General features: G+C 69.8%; 14 protein-coding genes. 8 read left to right on the top strand and 6 right to left on the bottom strand.

The features are described from left to right. Positions 1-418: 418 nt before the first annotated feature. Together ACWGDB_RS29655 and ACWGDB_RS29660 are read right to left on the bottom strand one after the other, a co-directional pair. Positions 419-751, bottom strand: coding sequence for a hypothetical protein (locus ACWGDB_RS29655; protein ID WP_453825239.1), 333 nt, complete (start codon positions 749-751; stop codon positions 419-421). A 20-nt stretch (positions 752-771) separates the two neighbouring features. Beyond that, complete coding sequence (locus ACWGDB_RS29660; protein ID WP_453825240.1) at positions 772-2,463, bottom strand: sodium:solute symporter family protein; 1,692 nt, start codon at positions 2,461-2,463, stop codon at positions 772-774. A 161-nt stretch (positions 2,464-2,624) separates the two neighbouring features. Here ACWGDB_RS29660 and galT point away from each other — a divergent pair, with 161 nt between their 5' ends. The 3 genes from galT to galK all read left to right on the top strand — a co-directional run bounded on the left by galT (position 2,625) and on the right by galK (position 5,967). After that, positions 2,625-3,719: a galactose-1-phosphate uridylyltransferase gene (gene galT, locus ACWGDB_RS29665; protein WP_453825241.1), complete on the top strand. Its 1,095-nt coding sequence runs from the start codon at positions 2,625-2,627 to the stop codon at positions 3,717-3,719. After that, complete coding sequence (gene galE / locus ACWGDB_RS29670; RefSeq protein WP_453825242.1) at positions 3,716-4,678, top strand: UDP-glucose 4-epimerase GalE; 963 nt, start codon at positions 3,716-3,718, stop codon at positions 4,676-4,678. Before galT ends, galE begins: the two co-directional genes overlap by 4 nt. Before the next feature lie 125 nt (positions 4,679-4,803). Next, a complete protein-coding gene (gene galK, locus ACWGDB_RS29675) occupies positions 4,804-5,967 on the top strand; it encodes a galactokinase (RefSeq protein WP_453825243.1) in 1,164 nt (387 codons plus the stop codon). Between the two features lie 5 nt (positions 5,968-5,972). Here galK and ACWGDB_RS29680 read toward each other — a convergent pair whose 3' ends face one another. Beyond that, on the bottom strand, positions 5,973-6,428 hold the full coding sequence (locus ACWGDB_RS29680) for a GNAT family N-acetyltransferase (protein WP_453825336.1): 456 nt from the start codon (positions 6,426-6,428) through the stop codon (positions 5,973-5,975). A gap of 272 nt (positions 6,429-6,700) precedes the next feature. Between ACWGDB_RS29680 and ACWGDB_RS29685 the strand changes: the two genes are divergently transcribed. Then, positions 6,701-7,474 carry a LuxR C-terminal-related transcriptional regulator gene (locus ACWGDB_RS29685; RefSeq protein WP_453825244.1) on the top strand — a complete coding sequence of 258 codons (774 nt, stop codon included), beginning with the start codon at positions 6,701-6,703 and terminating at the stop codon, positions 7,472-7,474. 126 nt (positions 7,475-7,600) lie between these two features. Here ACWGDB_RS29685 and tamR read toward each other — a convergent pair whose 3' ends face one another. Further along, complete coding sequence (tamR, locus tag ACWGDB_RS29690) at positions 7,601-8,098, bottom strand: MarR family transcriptional regulator TamR (protein WP_059196100.1); 498 nt, start codon at positions 8,096-8,098, stop codon at positions 7,601-7,603. Positions 8,099-8,198: 100 nt separating this feature from the next. On the opposite strand from tamR, the gene ACWGDB_RS29695 reads away from it, so the two are divergent. The 3 genes from ACWGDB_RS29695 (at position 8,199) to ACWGDB_RS29705 (ending at position 9,628) form a co-directional block, all read left to right on the top strand. Further along, the gene (locus ACWGDB_RS29695; RefSeq protein WP_453825245.1) at positions 8,199-9,008 is read left to right on the top strand and encodes a trans-aconitate 2-methyltransferase; all 810 of its coding nucleotides are present in this window, start codon (positions 8,199-8,201) and stop codon (positions 9,006-9,008) included. Beyond that, positions 9,008-9,391, top strand: a complete 384-nt coding sequence (locus ACWGDB_RS29700) for a VOC family protein (RefSeq protein ID WP_453825246.1) — start codon at positions 9,008-9,010, stop codon at positions 9,389-9,391. Before ACWGDB_RS29695 ends, ACWGDB_RS29700 begins: the two co-directional genes overlap by 1 nt. Positions 9,392-9,454: 63 nt before the next feature. Then, the gene (locus ACWGDB_RS29705; RefSeq protein ID WP_363039606.1) at positions 9,455-9,628 is read left to right on the top strand and encodes a CsbD family protein; all 174 of its coding nucleotides are present in this window, start codon (positions 9,455-9,457) and stop codon (positions 9,626-9,628) included. Positions 9,629-9,651: 23 nt separating this feature from the next. Here ACWGDB_RS29705 and ACWGDB_RS29710 read toward each other — a convergent pair whose 3' ends face one another. Continuing rightward, positions 9,652-10,329, bottom strand: coding sequence for a TetR family transcriptional regulator (locus ACWGDB_RS29710; protein WP_453825247.1), 678 nt, complete (start codon positions 10,327-10,329; stop codon positions 9,652-9,654). Then, entirely contained in the window at positions 10,326-11,333 is a 1,008-nt protein-coding gene (locus ACWGDB_RS29715) for an acyl-CoA desaturase (protein WP_453825248.1), read from the bottom strand. Before ACWGDB_RS29715 ends, ACWGDB_RS29710 begins: the two co-directional genes overlap by 4 nt. Positions 11,334-11,641: 308 nt before the next feature. Between ACWGDB_RS29715 and ppc the strand changes: the two genes are divergently transcribed. After that, positions 11,642-14,374, top strand: a complete 2,733-nt coding sequence (gene ppc, locus ACWGDB_RS29720) for a phosphoenolpyruvate carboxylase (RefSeq protein WP_453825249.1) — start codon at positions 11,642-11,644, stop codon at positions 14,372-14,374. Positions 14,375-14,502: the final 128 nt, after the last annotated feature.

Below are 14,502 nucleotides of genomic sequence, written 5' to 3' on the forward strand. Positions count from 1 at the left end.
TCCTCGGACCGGCGGTCGCCTTAGGCCAAGAGGTACCGCGTGTTGACGCCGGCCACTGCGGGCGGACACCCCCCGGCACGTCCCCTTGCCGCCGTGGGCGGGTGCGGCGCCGCCGGGGTGCGCCATCACGGCCGCTGTGCGACGCCGGTCCCGGCTTTCCATCCCTTCCGGCATCCGGGGCGAGGGCTGTGCCATCCGTGGCCCCCACCCACCCGCAGCTGGCTGCGCATCGCGCCGGCGGCGCTTCTCAGCGCCGGTCCCGGCATTTCAGCCCGTCCGGCGTTTGAGGACGAGGCCGTTCAGGCCGATGGGGGGCCAGGGGGCGCAGCCCCCTGGCGGGGTCGAAGGGGCGGAGCCCCTGGGGGTGGGACGGGTAGGGGCGGCGGGGGCGAGGAAGGTGCGGCTCGCCCCCGGTGGGTTAGTGCCCCGGCTCATCCTCCGGCCCGGTCTCCGGAGGAGGCGGCGCGGTAGGCCGTAGCTTCAGCCAGGTCAGGAAGAACAGGCCCAGGAGCAGCATGCCGAGGCCGGTCCAGAGGTTGATGTTGATGCCCTGGGCCTTGTCGATCGCGGCGTCGTCGTCGGTGAGGCCCACGATCGTGACGATGACGCCGTAGAGCACGAAGAGCCCGCCGATGATGCGCCGGATGTCGAAGAGCTGGGCGGCCGTCGCGGACTTGCCCTCCAGGTCCGTGACTTGCCGCAGCAGGTCCTTCTCGGAGAAGCCGGGGCGTTCGGAGTGGTGGTCGGTCATGAGTTGTCAGAGCTCCGTCGTCAGAAGGAGAACGGGATGTAGCAGGCCGCAGCGAGGACCACCGCGCCCCAGCCGAGCAGCGCCGGCTTGCGGTACCACGCCTCGTCCCCCGGCGCGGGCGGCTCGGCCATGCCGGGGGAGCGGGTGCCGTAGACCAGGCCCTGGAGTTCCTCCGTCGGCTTGGGGGCCGTGAAGAGGGAGACGGCCACCATGACGACCCCGCCGGCCACGAAGCCCGCGATCGCGGAGACGAAGTTCGCGCCCTGGTCGGAGGGGATCGAGATGAAGTCCTGCTTGTAGAGGACGAAGTAGTTCACCATCGCTGCCGTCGTGCCGGCCAGCAGGCCCCAGAAGCCCGACTTGATCGACGCCCGCTTCCAGAACATGCCGATGATGAAGACCACGAACATCGGCACGTTGAAGAAGGAGAAGAGGGTCTGGAGGTAGCTCATGATGTTGGAGAAGGACGACGCCAGGAACGCCGTGCCGATCGATGCCAGCACCCCGATCGCGGTGATGAGGCGGCCGAAGCGGACGTAGTAGCCGTCCTCGCGGTCCTTGACCACGTACCGCGCCCAGATGTCGGTCGTGAACACCGTGTTGAAGGACGAGACGTTCGCCGCCATGCCCGCCATGAACGCGGCGAGGAGGCCGGTCACGGCGATGCCGAGGACGCCGTTGGGCAGCAGGTCCTCCATCAGGTACGGGATGGCGTCGTTGTACTGGTAGCCCGACTCCTCGGTGCCGAAGCCGGGGATCAGGGCCGCGGCCGCGAGCCCCGGGATCATCACCAGGAACACGATGAAGATCTTCGGGAACGCCGCGATGAGGGGAGTGCGCTGGGCCGCCGAGAGGTTCTTGGCCGACAGCGCCCGCTGGACCTCGGCGAAGTTCGTCGTCCAGTAGCCGAAGGACAGCACGAAGCCGAGGCCCAGGACGATCGTCAGCCAGTTCGCGCCCAGCGGGTTCGCGTCGCCGATGCCGGTGCCGCCCCAGGCGGTGACGAAGTCGTCGCCGTGGGACTTGGTCAGCGTGTCCGTCAGGCCGTCCCAGCCGCCCGCCTTCTTCAGTGCCAGCACGGTGATCGGGATCAGCGCGGCCAGGATCACGAAGAACTGCAGGACCTCGTTGTAGATCGCCGACGACAGGCCGCCGAGGGTGATGTAGGCGAGGACGAAGAAGCCGGCCACGACGATCGCGACCCATTGGGGCCAGCCGAGGAGGGCCTCGACCACGATCGCCAGGGCATAGAGGTTCACCCCGGCGATCAGGATCGCGGCGAAGGCGAACAGGATCGAACTGAGCAGGTGTGCCCATTTGTCGAAGCGCAGGAGCAGGAACTCGGGGACCGAGCGGACCTTGCTCCCGTAGTAGAAGGGCATCATCACCAGGCCCAGGAAGACCATGGCCGGGATGGCGCCGATCCAGTACCAGTGGACGGTGTAGGCGCCGTACTGCGCGCTGTTGGCGGCCATGCCGAGGATCTCGGTGGCGGCCAGGTTGGCGGAGATGAAGGCGAGACCGGTGACCCAGGCGGGCAGGGAGCGGCCGGAGAGGAAGAAGTCGAGGCTGGTCTTCACCGACCGGCGGGCGGCGAAGCCGATGCCCAGCACGACGACGAAGTAGATGCCCAGCAGCGTGTAGTCGAGCCAGTTCGTGGGGAGCCGTAGCTCGGCGGCGAGGTAGGTGGGGGATTGTGTGGGGGTTTGCATACGTACTCGCTTCGTTGCGCGAACCGATACAGAGCGGAACCTACGCCGCCGTGTTCAGTAATTGAACACGTCTGGTGATGGTCTTTGTTTGATTGTGATGTTGACTGAGGTGGTGCGTTGTGTTTCTCTGTGTTTAGTTATGTTTGATGGAGGAGTCCAGCGTGAAGAAGACCTCGACCCGTCTGGCCGACGGTCGTGAGCTCGTCTACTACGACCTGCGCGACGACACCGTGCGGGACGCTGTCGACCGGCGGCCGCTGGACCGGACCGTCACGACGTCCGAGGTTCGTCGGGACGCGCTGCTCGGGGACGCGGTCGCCATCGCCTCGCACCGGCAGGGGCGGACCTATCACCCGCCGGCCGACGAGTGCCCGCTGTGCCCTTCGGAGGGTGAGCGACTGAGCGAGATCCCCGACTCCTCCTACGACGTCGTGGTCTTCGAGAACCGTTTCCCCTCGCTCGCCGGTGACTCCGGGCGCTGCGAGGTCGTCTGCTTCACCTCCGACCACCACGCCTCCTTCGCCGACCTCACCGAGGAGCAGGCCCGGCTGGTCCTGGACGCGTGGACCGACCGGACCTCCGAACTGTCGTCCCTGCCCGCCGTGGAGCAGGTCTTCTGCTTCGAGAACCGCGGCGCCGAGATCGGTGTCACCCTCGGCCATCCCCACGGGCAGATCTACGCCTACCCCTTCACCACCCCGCGTACCGCCCTGATGCTGCGCTCGCTGGCCGCCCACAAGGACGCCACCGGCGGGGAGAACCTCTTCGACGCCGTGCTGGAGCGTGAACTCGCCGGCCGGCGGGTCGTCCTGGAGAGTGAACACTGGGCGGCCTTCGTGCCGTACGCCGCGCACTGGCCCTACGAGGTCCACCTGTACCCGAAGCGCCGGGTGCCCGATCTGCTCGCGCTCGGCGAAGAGGCGCGCTCAGAGTTCCCCAAGGTTTATCTGGAACTCTTGAGGCGCTTCGACCGGATCTTCGACGGACGGGACGGGCAGGACGGAGGGAAGAACTCCGCGGGTGAGCCTCCTACGCCCTACATCGCCGCCTGGCACCAGGCGCCGTTCGGCACACTGGAGGAATTCGAGGGCGTGGTGCGGGAGGACTTCGCTCTTCACCTCGAGCTTTTCACCATCCGACGCACTTCCGGCAAGCTTAAGTTTCTCGCGGGTTCCGAGTCCGGCATGAACGTGTTCATCAACGACGTGCCGCCGGAGCGCGCGGCCGAGCGACTGCGAGAGGTAGCGAGTTCATGAGTGGGAAGTACCTGGTCACCGGTGGCGCCGGCTATGTGGGCAGCGTGGTCGCCCAGCATCTGCTGGAGGCGGGAGACGAGGTCGTCGTCCTGGACAACCTCTCGACCGGATTCCGCGAGGGCGTGCCGGCCGGGGCTTCCTTCATCGAGGGCGACATCCGCGACGCCGCCAAGTGGCTGGACGCCTCCTTCGACGCCGTGCTGCACTTCGCCGCGTCCTCGCAGGTCGGCGAGTCGGTCGTGAAGCCGGAGAAGTACTGGGACAACAACGTCGGCGGCACCATGGCGCTGCTCGGCGCGATGCGTGACGCCGGCGTGCGCAAGCTCGTCTTCTCCTCCACCGCCGCCACCTACGGCGAGCCCGAGGAGGTGCCGATCGTCGAGTCGGCCCCGACGCAGCCCACGAACCCGTACGGCGCCTCCAAGCTCGCCGTCGACCACATGATCTCCGGCGAGGCGGCGGCCCACGGACTCGGTGCCGTGTCGCTCAGGTACTTCAACGTGGCGGGCGCCTACGGCGACTGCGGCGAGCGCCACGACCCCGAGTCGCACCTGATCCCGCTCGTCCTGCAGGTCGCCCAGGGCCGGCGCGACGCGATCTCCGTCTTCGGCGACGACTACCCGACGCCGGACGGCACCTGCGTGCGCGACTACATCCACGTGGCCGACCTCGCCGACGCCCACCTGCTGGCGCTCAAGGCCGCCGAGCCGGGCGAGCACCTCATCTGCAACCTCGGCAACGGCAACGGCTTCTCCGTCCGCGAGGTCGTCGAGACCGTCCGTCAGGTCACCGGGCACCCGATCCCCGAGGTCGTGGCCCCGCGCCGGGGCGGCGACCCGGCGGTCCTGGTCGCCTCCGCCGGCACCGCCCGCGAGCGGCTCGGCTGGAACCCGTCCCGCGCGGACCTCGCGGGGATCGTCGCCGACGCGTGGGCGTTCGCCCAGCGGCACGAAGGCTAAGTTCCACGGCCGGCAGGGACGGCCGTACGTTCCAGGGCTGTTCGGCCGGTCAACTCACCGGCCGCTTCGGCCCCCGCCGCGTAGCGGCTGTCGGATGCAGCAGCAGGGAAGGTCAGGGTCAGGGGATGAACGTCGACACGGCAGCCGCGGTCGCCGAGCGGTTCAGGGAGCTGTACGGGGCGGAGCCGGAGGGGGTGTGGGCCGCGCCGGGCCGGGTCAACCTGATCGGCGAGCACACCGACTACAACGACGGCTTCGTCATGCCGTTCGCCCTGCCGCACACCGCGGTCGCCGCGGTCTCGCGCCGCACGGACGGCGCCCTGCGGCTGCACTCGGCGGACGTCGGGGGCGGCGTCGTGGAACTGCGCGTCGAGCAGCTGGAGCCCGAGTCGGACCGGAACTGGACGGCGTACCCGTCGGGTGTGGTCTGGGCGCTGCGCCAGGCCGGCCACGCGGTGACCGGCGCCGACATCCACCTGGCCTCGACGGTCCCGGCGGGCGCGGGCCTGTCGTCGTCGGCGGCACTGGAAGTCGTCGTGGCGCTCGCTCTGAACGACCTCTACGACCTCGGCCTGAAGGGCTGGCAGCTGGCCCGCCTGTGCCAGCGCGCGGAGAACGTCTACGTCGGCGCACCTGTCGGCATCATGGACCAGACCGCGTCCGCCTGCTGCGAGGCCGGGCACGCCCTGTTCCTCGACACCCGGGACCTCTCCCAGAAGCAGATCCCCTTCGACCTGGCCGCCGAGGGCATGCGCCTGCTCGTCGTCGACACCCAGGTCAAGCACTCCCACAGCGAGGGGGAGTACGGCAAGCGGCGCGCGGGCTGCGAGAAGGGCGCGGCGCTGCTGGGCGTGGACGCGCTCAGGGACGTGGCGTACGACGAGCTGGACGCGGCGCTCGACCGGCTCGGCGACGACGAGGAGGTGCGCCGGCTGGTGCGCCACGTCGTCACCGAGGACCAGCGCGTCGAGCAGGTCGTCGCCCTGCTGGAGTCGGGCGACACCCGCGCGATCGGCCCGGTCCTGACGGCCGGCCACGCCTCACTGCGCGACGACTTCCGCATCTCCTGCCCGGAGCTGGACCTGGTCGTGGACACCGCCCTGGCCGGCGGCGCCCTGGGTGCCCGCATGACCGGCGGCGGCTTCGGCGGCTCGGCGATCGTCCTGGCCGAGGCGGCCGACGTCGAGACCGTCACCAAGTCCGTCGAGGAGGCCTTCGCCGCCGCCGGGTTCACGGCACCGCGGGTGTTCGAGGCGGTGCCGGCGGCGGGTGCGCGGCGGGTGCGCTGACCCGCTCACGCCAGTCGCTTGGTGAGCGTGTACTCCGTGATCCCCGGCGGATAGTCGGGGATCACACACACCACGTCGTACCCGCGTTTGCGGTAGAACTCCGGCGCCTGGAAGTCCCATGTCTCCAGGCGTACGGCCGTGCAGGCCCGTTCGTCGCGGGCCATGCGCTCTGCAGTTGCGAGCAACTGCGAACCCAGGCGGGCACCGCGGTGGCGTTCGTCGACCCAGAGGTACGTGACATGGAGCCAGGTGGTCCAGGTGTGCCCCACGAGCCCGCCGGCCACGGCGTCTGACTCGTCCAACGCCCAGACCTGGAGCGGATGTTCGCGTTCACCTGGGGTTCCGCGCAGGGCGCGCAGAATCGGGGAGACCGCGGTGTTGGTGTCCCGCAGTCGCCGGCGGAGCAGATCCTGGCGAGATTTGTCGACTTCTGTCTCCAGACGAAACATGCGGCTCACCATAAACGCGTCGGCCAACCAGTTCTGCAAATTACCTTCCGCTGCTGCCCCCCGCCCGTACTCTGATGAGCAGCACCGGTGGGGGCCGGTGCTGATCAGGGGGCGAGACAGGTCGGGTACGACGCCCGAAGTGGGGGTAGCAGTTCTTGCACGGCGGCGGCCGTGCGGCCATCCGCGCTTCGGGCGCCGTGCCCGCGACGGTGTTCGTCTCCCGATGTCGTCCTCATGGCGATGGGGTATCCCCTGCTCTTCGGGAGCTTGGGGAAGGGGGTTTCGTGGTTCGCATCCGAGTCCTGGTCGTCGACGACCATCGCATCTTCGCCGAGTCACTCGCCGCCGCGCTGGCGGCCGAGCCCGACGTCGACGTCTCCGCCGCCGGCAGCGGCCCGGCCGCGCTGCGCAGCCTTGAGCGCGCGGCCGCCGAGGGGCGCCGGTACGACGTGCTGCTCGTCGACGCCGACCTGGGCGGCAACGCGCCGGGCATACGGCCGGCCGTACCCGTTCAGGAGGTGGGCGAGGACGGGCTCGTCGACGGCATCTCGCTGGTCGTCGGCGTCCGCTCCGCGCAGCCGGCGGTACGGATCGTCGTCCTCGCCGAGAAGGACGATCCGCGCCGGGCCGCGCTCGCCCTGCAGGCCGGCGCCTCCGGGTGGGTCGCCAAGGACTGTTCACTGTCCCGGCTGCTCACCGTCATCCGCGGGGTGCTGCGCGACGAGACGCATCTGCCGCCCGCCCTGCTCACGGGGGTTCTGCGGGAGCTGACGGCCGCGCGCAAGCACCGCACCGAGAGCGAGCGGCTGGTGGAGTCGCTGACCCCGCGCGAGCGGGAAGTTCTTCGGTGCATGGTGGCGGGACTGGGGCGCAAGGCCGTCGCCGAGCGCCTGTATCTCTCCCCGCACACCGTCCGCACCCATATGCAAAACGTCCTGGGCAAACTGGGCGTCCACTCCACACTGGCCGCCGTCGCCCTCGCGAGGCGGGCCGGGGTGGGGCCGGTCGACCTGGGACCTGCCGGCCGGATCATGCCGGAGGAGAGCAGCAGCGCCTGATCAGCGGGGCTGAGCGGCCGCGCCCCTGTAAGGGGCGCGGGGAACTGCGCGACCAGCCACCATGGCGCAGCAGGCGATCGACGGCACAGCGCGGCACTTCCCAGCGCGGCACTACCAGCGGAGCGTCTAGCCGGGAATGTTGTCGAACGGCGCCGTCAGCTGCCGCAGCAGCCCCGCCAGTTCACCCCGCTGGGCACGCGACAGCTCCGCGAGGATCGCCCGCTCCTGGTCCAGCAGCCCGGCAAGTGCCTGGTCCGCCCGGTCGCGGCCCTCGTCCGTGAGGCGGACCAGCACCCCGCGCCGGTCGCTGGGGTCGGGCAGGCGCTCCACCAAACCCTTCTTGGCCAGCCGGTCGATGCGGTTCGTCATCGTGCCCGAGGTGACCAGGGTCTGTGTCAGCAACTGCCCCGGAGAGAGCTGATACGGCGTCCCCGCGCGCCGGAGCGCGGTCAGCACGTCGAACTCCCAGGGCTCCAGGCTGTGCTCGGAGAAGGCCAGCCGGCGTGCGCGGTCCAGATGCCGGGCCAGTCTGCTCACCCGGCTGAGCACCTCGAGCGGTTCCACGTCGAGGTCCGGGCGCTCCCGGCGCCATGCTGCGACCAGCCGATCGACCTCGTCCTCCATGACGATCAGTGTAGTGGTTGTGTCGACGTGAAGTCTCTTGACGTCAAGATATCTTGCGGGGCAGGCTGGAGGGCGACAGAAGCGACCGACAGGAGACGCGATGTCCGCTGCCGACACCCCCACCTGGGACCCCGGCCAGTACCTGCGCCACGCCGATCACCGCGCCCGCCCCTTCACCGACCTCCTCGCCCGCGTCCCCGACCTCCCGGGCGACCGGCCGCGCATCGCCGACCTCGGCTGCGGCCCCGGCAACGTCACCGCCGTGCTCGCCGAGCGCTGGCCCACCGCGCACATCACCGGCCACGACAACTCCGCCGAGATGCTCGACAAGGCCCACGTCGACCACGAAGGGCCGACAGCCGGTGGCGGCCGCCTCGACTTCGCCCACGCCGACGTGCGGACGTGGACGCCGGACGAGCCGTACGACCTGATCATCAGCAACGCCACGCTGCAGTGGGTGCCGGGGCACCCGGACCGCTTCGGCGAGTGGGTGCGGGGCCTGCGCCCCGGCGGCACCTTCGCCTTCCAGGTCCCCGGCAACTTCGACGCCCCGAGCCACCGCCTGATGCGCGACCTCGCCCGCCGGCACGGCCTCACCGACACCCTGCGCCACACCGACGCCGTCCTCACCCCGCAGGACTACCTCGCCCGCCTGACCGGCCTGGACTGCACGGCCGACGTGTGGGAGACGACGTACATCCATCTCCTCACCGGCGACGACCCCGTCCTCGACTGGGTGAAGGGCACCGGACTGCGTCCGGTCCTGACAGCCCTCGCCGACGCCCCCGACCAGCGGGAAGCCTTCCTGCACGACTACCGGGCGGCCCTGCGCGAGGCCTATCCGCCCGGCGCCCACGGCACCCCCTTCCCGTTCCGGCGGATCTTCGCCGTGGCACGCAGGGGAGCGTGATGATCGCCGCCGTCGACCATGTCCAGCTCGCGGCGCCGCCCGGCTCGGAGGAGCGGCTGCGGGCGTACTACGCGGGCGTCCTCGGGATGACCGAGATCCCCAAGCCGCCTGTGCTCGCCGCGCGCGGAGGCTGCTGGTTCCGGGCGGGGCCCGTGCAGCTGCACCTCGGTATCGAGACGGACTTCCGGCCCGCGAAGAAGGCCCACCCCGGCCTGCGGGTCACCGGCATCGAGGCGTACGCCGCCCGGCTGGCGGCCCGGGGAGGCGCTGTGACCTGGGACGATGACCTGCCGGGGCACCGCCGGTTCTACTCGTACGATCCCGTCGGGAACCGGCTGGAGTTCCTGGAGCCGATCGCCGCGAGGCAGGGGACCCCTGTTTGAGGGCCCCGCTGCGGGTCACCCGCTGCGGTGAAACCGACGTCGAACCTTACGGGAGTGAGGAACGTGGCGAAGGAAGAGAAGACCCGGGCCAAGAAGGAACAGCTCAAGGGCAAGGCCAAGGAAGCGATGGGTCGCATGGCCGGCAACGAGCGGATGACCGCCGAAGGCAAGGCCGACCAGATGAAGGGCGACGCGCGCCAGGCGAAGGAGAAGGGGAAGGACACCTTCAAGCACTGAGTGCGCCGGCACCGCGGAGCGTGTCAGCTCTTGCGGTGCCCAATCAGCCGCGGCTTCGGCTCCAGCCCGTCCAGCCCGTGCCACGCCAGATTCACCAGGTGGGCGGCCACCTCCGCCTTCTTCGGGCGGCGAACGTCCAGCCACCACTGGCCGGTCAGGGCGACCATTCCGACCAAGGCCTGCGCATACAGCGGGGCCAGCTTGGAGTCGAAGCCGCGGTTCTTGAACTCGCGGCCCAGGATGTCCTCCACCTGAGTCGCGATGTCGGAGATCAGCGAGGCGAAAGAACCCGTCGACTGCGGGATGGGCGAGTCACGGACCAGGATGCGGAAGCCGTCCGTGTACTCCTCGATGTAGTCCAGGAGAGCGAACGCCGCCTGCTCGCACAGTTCACGCGGGTGGCCGGCCGTCAGCGAGCTGGTCACCATGTCCAGCAGCCGCCGCATCTCGCGGTCCACCACCACCGCGTACAGCCCCTCCTTACCGCCGAAGTGCTCGTACACCACCGGCTTGGAGACCCCGGCCTTCGCCGCGATCTCCTCCACCGACGTGCCTTCGAAGCCCTTCGCGGCGAACAGGGTCCGACCGATCTCCAGCAGCTGCTGGCGGCGCTCCGCACCGGTCATCCGGGTACGGCGCGTCCGCCGCGGCTTGTCGTTGCTGGGGGTATTGCTGGAGTCGGTCGCCACGGCGTCAATCATGCCGTCTTTACGGGTTCCTTCCGGCGCCGGGAGCCGCCTTCCTCGCTGTTCCGGCGCGAATCGATACGCGAGCGTGACGGCCAGCGCACGTCGTAGGCCAGACCGAGCTGCTCGCACCAGCGGATGATCCGGGCCGAGGAGTCGATCTGCCCGCGCTCCACACCGTGCCGCGCCGACGTCGGGTCCGCGTGGTGCAGGTTGTGCCAGGACTCACCGCAGGACAGGACCGCCAGCCACCAGACGTTGCCGGACATGTCGCGCGATTTGAACGGGCGCTTGCCCACCGCGTGACAGATCGAGTTGATCGACCACGTCACGTGGTGCAGCAGCGCCACCCGCACGAGCGAGCCCCAGAAGAAGCCCGTGAACGCGCCCCACCAGGACATCGTCACCAGACCGCCGATCAGGGCGGGCAGCGCCAGCGACAGAATCGTCCAGTAGATGAACTGACGGGAGATCGTCCGGATCGCCGTGTCCTTGATCAGATCCGGCGCGTACTTCTCCTGCGACGTGCGCTCCTCGTCGAACATCCAGCCGATGTGCGCCCACCACAGGCCCTTCATCAGAGCCGGGACCGTCTCGCCGTAACGCCACGGGGAATGCGGGTCACCTTCCGCATCGGAGAACTTGTGGTGCTTGCGGTGGTCCGCGACCCAGCGGACCAGGGGACCCTCCACCGCCATCGAGCCCGCGATGGCGAGAGCGATGCGCAGCGGGCGCTTCGCCTTGAAGGAGCCGTGGGTGAAGTAGCGGTGGTAGCCGATCGTGACGCCGTGGCAGGCGAAGAAGTAGAAGAAGACCAGCAGACCCAGGTCGAGCCAGCTCACGCCCCAGCCCCAGGCCAGGGGAACCGCGGCGGCGAGCGCCAGGAACGGGACGACGATGAAGAGAAGGAGCGCGAACTGCTCGAGCGACCCCTTCTTCTCACCGCCGAGCGTGGCAGAGGGAGTGGTGTCGTCGTTCGCCTTCGGGGCGTCTTCGATCACATCGGAGCTCGTGGTCATGGGCGTCCCCTGTGGGGTTCGAGGGTTTTGGCAGGTGCCGGGTCGCAGGAACTGTTCCCAGGTTCCGTTACATCGGTCCCTACGGCTACGTAACCTACGGCGTCGTAAGTATGGCAGTGCGTCGCCCGGCAGCAAGAGCCCGAGAGTCTGCGCGTCCGCATGGACACCTATCCTTGGAGTCGGTCGGACAGCGCGGTCCGCTCTGAATTCTTCCCGGATGCCAGGAGCCGTATGCGGCCCCCGCCGCGCGGCCCCCGGGCGCCGAGTTCCCTCCCGGACGAGCTTCAACACTGCAAGGAGCCGCACCTGTGAGCAGTGCCGACGACCAGACCACGACGACCAGCAGTGAGCTGCGTGCCGACATCCGCCGACTGGGTGACCTCCTCGGGGAGAGCCTCGTCCGGCAGGAAGGCCCCGAGCTCCTCGACCTCGTCGAAAAGGTCCGCCGCCTCACCCGCGAGGACGGCGAGGCCGCCGCCGAACTGCTGCGTGGCACGGAGCTGGACACCGCGGCCAAGCTGGTCCGCGCCTTCTCCACCTACTTCCACCTGGCCAACGTCACCGAGCAGGTCCACCGCGGCCGCGAGCTGCGCGCCCGCCGCGCCGCCGAGGGCGGCCTGCTCGCCCGTACGGCGGACCGCCTGAAGGACGCCGACCCCGAGCACCTGCGCCAGACCATCCAGCACCTCAACGTGCGCCCCGTCTTCACCGCGCACCCCACCGAGGCCGCCCGCCGCTCCGTCCTCAACAAGCTCCGGCGTGTCGCCGCACTCCTGGAGACCCCCGTACTCGAAGGGGACCGGCGCCGGCACGACACCCGACTGGCCGAGAACATCGACCTCGTTTGGCAGACGGACGAGCTGCGCGTCGTACGCCCCGAGCCCGCCGACGAGGCCCGCAACGCCATCTACTACCTCGACGAACTGCACGCCGGCGCCGTCGGCGACGTCCTGGAGGACCTCACCGCTGAACTGGAGCGCGTCGGCCACAAGCTCCCCGACGCCACCCGCCCCCTCACCTTCGGCACCTGGATCGGCGGCGACCGCGACGGCAACCCCAACGTCACCCCCCAGGTGACCTGGGACGTCCTCATCCTCCAGCACGAGCACGGCATCAACGACGCCCTGGAGATGATCGACGAGCTGCGCGGCTTCCTGTCGAACTCCATCCGCTACACCGGCGCCACCGAGGACCTGCTGGCCTCCCTCCAGGCCGACCTGGACAACCTCCCCGAGATCAGCCCCCGCTACAAGCGCCTCAACGCCGAGGAGCCCTACCGGCTCAAGGCCACCTGCATCCGGCAGAAGCTGGAGAACACCAAGACGCGCCTGGCCAGGAACATCCCGCACGAGGCAGGGCGCGACTACCTCGGCACCGGCGAGCTCCTGCACGACCTGAAGCTGATCCAGACCTCGCTCAGGGAACACCGCGGCGGCCTCTTCGCCGAAGGGCGCATGAACCGGACCATCCGCACCCTGTCCGCGTTCGGCCTCCAGCTCGCCACCATGGACGTACGCGAACACGCCGACGCCCACCACCACGCCCTCGGCCAGCTCTTCGACCGCCTCGGCGAGGAGTCCTGGCGCTACGCCGACATGCCCCGCGACTACCGCGGCAAGCTGCTGGCCAAGGAACTGCGCTCCCGCCGCCCCCTCGCCCCCACCCCGGCACCCGTGGACGCGGCCGGCGAGAAGACCCTCGGCGTGTTCCAGACCGTCAAGCGGGCCCTCGAGGTCTTCGGACCCGAGGTCATCGAGTCGTACATCATCTCCATGTGCCAGGGCGCCGACGACGTCTTCGCGGCAAGCGTGCTCGCCCGCGAGGCCGGCCTGATCGACCTGCACGCCGGCTGGGCGAAGATCGGCATCGTGCCGCTCCTGGAGACCACGGACGAGCTCAAGGCCGCCGACACGATCCTGGAGGACATGCTCTCCGACCCGTCGTACCGGCGCCTCGTCGCCCTGCGCGGCGACGTCCAGGAGGTCATGCTCGGCTACTCCGACTCCTCCAAGTTCGGCGGCATCACCACCTCGCAGTGGGAGATCCACCGCGCCCAGCGCCGCCTGCGTGACGTCGCCCACCGCTACGGCGTCCGGCTGCGCCTCTTCCACGGCCGCGGCGGCACCGTCGGCCGCGGCGGCGGTCCCTCGCACGACGCGATCCTCGCCCAGCCCTGGGGAACCCTGGAGGGCGAGATCAAGGTCACCGAGCAGGGCGAGGTGATCAGCGACAAGTACCTGGTGCCGTCCCTGGCCCGGGAGAACCTGGAACTGACCGTCGCGGCCACCCTGCAGGCCTCCGCCCTGCACACCGCGCCGCGCCAGTCCGACGAGGCTCTCGCCCGCTGGGACGCCGCCATGGACGTGGCGAGCGACGCGGCCCACGCCGCCTACCGCAAGCTCGTCGAGGACCCGGACCTGCCGTCCTACTTCCTCGCGTCGACGCCGGTGGACCAGCTCGCCGACCTGCACCTCGGCTCGCGGCCCTCCCGCCGCCCCGGCTCGGGCGTCTCGCTCGACGGACTGCGCGCCATCCCGTGGGTCTTCGGCTGGACCCAGTCCCGGCAGATCGTCCCGGGCTGGTTCGGCGTGGGCTCCGGTCTGAAGGCGCTGCGCGAGGCCGGCCTGGACACCGTGCTCGACGAGATGCACGAACAGTGGCACTTCTTCCGCAACTTCATCTCCAACGTGGAGATGACCCTCGCCAAGACCGACCTGCGGATCGCCGCCCATTACGTCGACACCCTCGTGCCGGACGACCTCAAGCACGTCTTCGACACCATCCGCGCCGAGCACGAACTCACCGTCGCCGAGGTCCTGAAGATCACCGGCGAGAAGGAACTCCTCGACGCCGCCCCGGTCCTCAAGCAGACCTTCACCATCCGCGACGCCTACCTGGACCCGATCTCCTACCTCCAGGTCACCCTGCTCAAGCGCCAGCGCGACGCGGCGGCCACCGGCGCCGAGCCCGACCCGCTCCTCGCCCGCGCCCTGCTGCTCACCGTCAACGGCGTGGCGGCAGGCCTGCGCAACACAGGCTGAGCCACCCGCACACGACGGTGCCCCCGTGCTCGTACCAAGAGCACGGGGGCACCGTCATGAACAAGACCAACAAGACCAACAAGATCAGCAAGATTTACAAGGCCGGCAAGACCAACGGATCCGCGGAT

Source organism: Streptomyces sp. NPDC055013 (assembly GCF_053608645.1).

Excerpts from the sequence above, each read along its gene's own strand:
- ACWGDB_RS29655 (WP_453825239.1), bottom strand. The coding sequence starts at position 751 with ATGACCGACCACCACTCCGAACGCCCCGGCTTCTCCGAGAAGGACCTG.
- ACWGDB_RS29660 (WP_453825240.1), bottom strand. The coding sequence starts at position 2,463 with ATGCAAACCCCCACACAATCCCCCACCTACCTCGCCGCCGAGCTACGG.
- galE (WP_453825242.1), top strand. The coding sequence starts at position 3,716 with ATGAGTGGGAAGTACCTGGTCACCGGTGGCGCCGGCTATGTGGGCAGC.
- galK (WP_453825243.1), top strand. The coding sequence starts at position 4,804 with ATGAACGTCGACACGGCAGCCGCGGTCGCCGAGCGGTTCAGGGAGCTG.
- ACWGDB_RS29680 (WP_453825336.1), bottom strand. The coding sequence starts at position 6,428 with ATGGTGAGCCGCATGTTTCGTCTGGAGACAGAAGTCGACAAATCTCGC.
- tamR (WP_059196100.1), bottom strand. The coding sequence starts at position 8,098 with ATGGAGGACGAGGTCGATCGGCTGGTCGCAGCATGGCGCCGGGAGCGC.
- ACWGDB_RS29695 (WP_453825245.1), top strand. The coding sequence starts at position 8,199 with ATGTCCGCTGCCGACACCCCCACCTGGGACCCCGGCCAGTACCTGCGC.
- ACWGDB_RS29700 (WP_453825246.1), top strand. The coding sequence starts at position 9,008 with ATGATCGCCGCCGTCGACCATGTCCAGCTCGCGGCGCCGCCCGGCTCG.
- ACWGDB_RS29710 (WP_453825247.1), bottom strand. The coding sequence starts at position 10,329 with ATGATTGACGCCGTGGCGACCGACTCCAGCAATACCCCCAGCAACGAC.
- ACWGDB_RS29715 (WP_453825248.1), bottom strand. The coding sequence starts at position 11,333 with ATGACCACGAGCTCCGATGTGATCGAAGACGCCCCGAAGGCGAACGAC.